Source organism: Synergistaceae bacterium (assembly GCA_012728235.1).
In the GTDB taxonomy this organism is placed as follows: Bacteria; Synergistota; Synergistia; order Synergistales; family Synergistaceae; genus JAAYFL01.
Genome location: JAAYFL010000110.1, coordinates 1 through 3,101, shown reverse-complemented (window position 1 = coordinate 3,101; position 3,101 = coordinate 1). Strand labels below are relative to the sequence as shown.

2 protein-coding genes are annotated in these 3,101 nt (G+C 43.0%); one reads left to right on the top strand and one right to left on the bottom strand.

Annotated elements, in window-relative coordinates; genetic code table 11:
* Positions 1-579, bottom strand: a 579-nt coding sequence (locus GXZ13_06785; protein NLX75517.1) for a hypothetical protein, incomplete at its 3' end; no start/stop codon positions are given.
* A gap of 295 nt (positions 580-874) precedes the next feature.
* Here GXZ13_06785 and GXZ13_06780 point away from each other — a divergent pair.
* Positions 875-3,101 (top strand): NACHT domain-containing protein (locus GXZ13_06780; GenBank protein NLX75516.1); only part of this gene is annotated, 2,227 nt, incomplete at its 3' end.

Here is a 3,101-nt window from a genome sequence, read left to right as displayed (position 1 = left end):
TTCACGCACGGTTTTTTCAAGGATAATGCGGTCTGTTATAAGCTCACGGTCTTTTTGAGTGAGGGTAGCAAGTGCGGCATAGAGGGTGTCTAATACAGCCTTCTGTTCTAAAAATCCAGTGATATCAGTGGGGTCGGCAGGTTCGAAAAATGTATCTGATCCATCAGAATCGTTACCCAATGGCTTATCAAGTTCAACAGTTCGGCTTGTGCGGGACTTACATGTCTCACATTTCTGATCGCATTTGTTTGTGTCTTTCCATACACATTGAAATTTCCTCTCCTGTTGTTTTTGCTCTCGCCATATAGAGCGCATATTCTCCCGCGCGAGGTCTTCACCCATCTGGTTACGGGGCAGACGGACAACAAGACCGGATTCCTCATCGACATACCAGCGTTGTGGGAATGGTTTTTCGGGTTCTTCGGAACGGGCAAGACACTCCGCTCGTGTTACTTTGAATTCCTGTGTTCCATCCTCCGATAGGATGTAGTAGGCCATCGGTTCACCGGATTTCGTGCGGTGTGGAATGGGGGTGGGTTTGAAAGATTTGTTTTGGCTTTGATTGACTTGGTTTTTCATCAGATTTCCTCCTGTGATTTGAATTGCGTGAGCAATCGCAGGGAGGAAATTTTTAAGTCGGGTTAAAATTTAAATTATGTAATTGCTTTTTAAATTTAATATGTGATAAACTGATTAAATAAGAATTAGTACGAATTGATGGGTGAAAACTCATCAATTACACCAATCTAAAAGCAATAAAAAAGTCCCTGCGATTACTCACAGAAACTATCCAAATGATGATAAGATTAGTGTCCAACAATGATAGGGTTAATAGCGTTAATAGGATAAAAAGTTATCTATGGAGGCAATAAGCGTGACAAATACTGCACATCCAGTTCTGTGCGGTGGTACCTTCCTCATACAGATACTGGAGTCAAAGAGGATAACCGCCACACGACGACAGCGTACCCAAAGCGTCTCGGACACTATTCATGAGCAAGATGTATTGCTCGGACTTGTTCAGATTGTACAACCAGACTACATTAAGCCCGCAGGTGATACATTCAAAACCTACACCACCTACTTTAAACGCTGCGTGGAAAACACGCCTCAAGATTTGCAGTTTGCAGACGAGGCTGTGGTATCGACATTCTTGTCACGTTTGGAATCGGATTACGCGGGCGTGCTAAATGAAATGACGGGATTCGTAAATAACTTCATTGAAGTTGGGACAACACGGCAAAAGGATATTAAACTTGCAAGACGGCTGATAGGATTGATTGTGAATGATGCGGGAACACCTAATATCCCCGATGATTATCGGTTTGTTATAAGTAAAGATGGATCTTCAGTTGTTAAGTCTGAACTGATGACTGTGCCGAACATATATCTCCCTGCGTTTCTATTGAGCATATGGAAATTTATTGTGACAGAACGCAAGGAAAACAGTTTAGGTGCCACGACGGTAGCTGCATGGTCAGCTCCAAATGTACAGGGTCGTTATAGTGTTCCCGAGAGCTTACCTACACCCGAAGATTTTTTTGTAGACTGCGGAACTTATGTTGCCCCAGTATTACCTGTCGTCGACACTGAATTTTCGGAGGAACTGACACCGGCAAACGTTCAAAGGTTAATCATGCCGGATGTCTACACATACCTCCGCAACGCTGAAGAAAAGTACAGTACAATGAAAACGTTGCTATACAATGACCAACCAAAGAAATTTTATAGTTTCTATGTATGCAATAGAATCCGTTTTAGAGGACCAGATAGCAAAGTAGAAGGTCAACCAACATATCCGCCTAATATGCAGTTTATTGACGACGCAACGATAGAGAATATCAGAAAAGTGTCCCGCTTTGCGATAATCATCGGTACCGGTGGTCTGGGTAAATCCATGATGATGCGCCATCTTATGCTGAATGCCATAGCGAATTTCGACGATCTGAAATGCTTCCCGGTATTTGTTCCGCTAAAAGATTTTGATGAGACTGCGGACTCGCTGTTTGAGTATGTCTACTCCAAGATCGGTGTGTTTGACGATGGCTTATCTAAAGAGCAATTTGAACTGATGCTTACACATGGGTTGTGCCTGTTGCTGCTTGATGGACTAGATGAAATTAATGCTGGTTCCGTTAAGAGATTCGAACGTGAATTGGAGGTGCTAACGGACAAGTACTCCGGGAATATGTTTATCTTGTCGTCGCGTCCTTTCCAATCTTTCGTTTCATATGATCGCTTTAGCTTGTTGAGGCTGATGCCGTTTAACCCGCGGCAGGCTATGCAGTTAGTTGACAGGTTGGAGTTTCGTCCAGATGAGCCTGCTATTAAGGTGAAGTTTCTGGTAGCCCTAGAAAAAACTCTATTTCGGACGCACCGGTCTTTCACCGAGAACCCTTTATTGTTGACAATCATGCTTTTAACGTTTGAACAGTACGCCGAAGTGCCGTTGAAGATGCATGTTTTTTACCGAGAAGCGTTTGAAGTGTTGGCAAAACGACATGATGCGAGCAAGGGGGCTTATAAACGTGCTTTGAGGACAGGATTGTCTGTAGATGCCTTTGCCGATTATTTTGCTGAGTTATGCTTCCGATCATATAACGATGAGAAGTTTGAGATGACTGCTGAAGAATTTGATGGATACTTCAATCAACTTAACTCTCGTTCAGTGGCAAATGATAAGAAGACTACTGCCGGCGATTTTCGCGAAGATCTATGTTCTAACTTGTGCCTAATGTATGTTGAGGGCAACAGCTATCACTTCACTCATCGATCGTTCCAAGAATATTTCTGTGCGCTTTTCTTCTCTAAACAGAAGGACAAGTTCATCGCCAAGCTTGGTGATTTCTTCGAGAAGCACCAGAGACGTATGTTCGGTGACCGCACATTTTATATGCTCTATGACATGGTCACTGAAAAAGTAGAGGAATACATCTTCACGCCGTTTTTGACTACTCTGTTTGGTGAGTGTGAAGAGGCAGATGGGTACTGGACTTTTCTTGAAGCAATGTATCCGCAGATAACTTATTCATCTGAGGATGAGTATCGTTTCTCACGTAGAGTTGCTGAACCTCGTTCTTTTCTATTAAGCGCAATTCTTA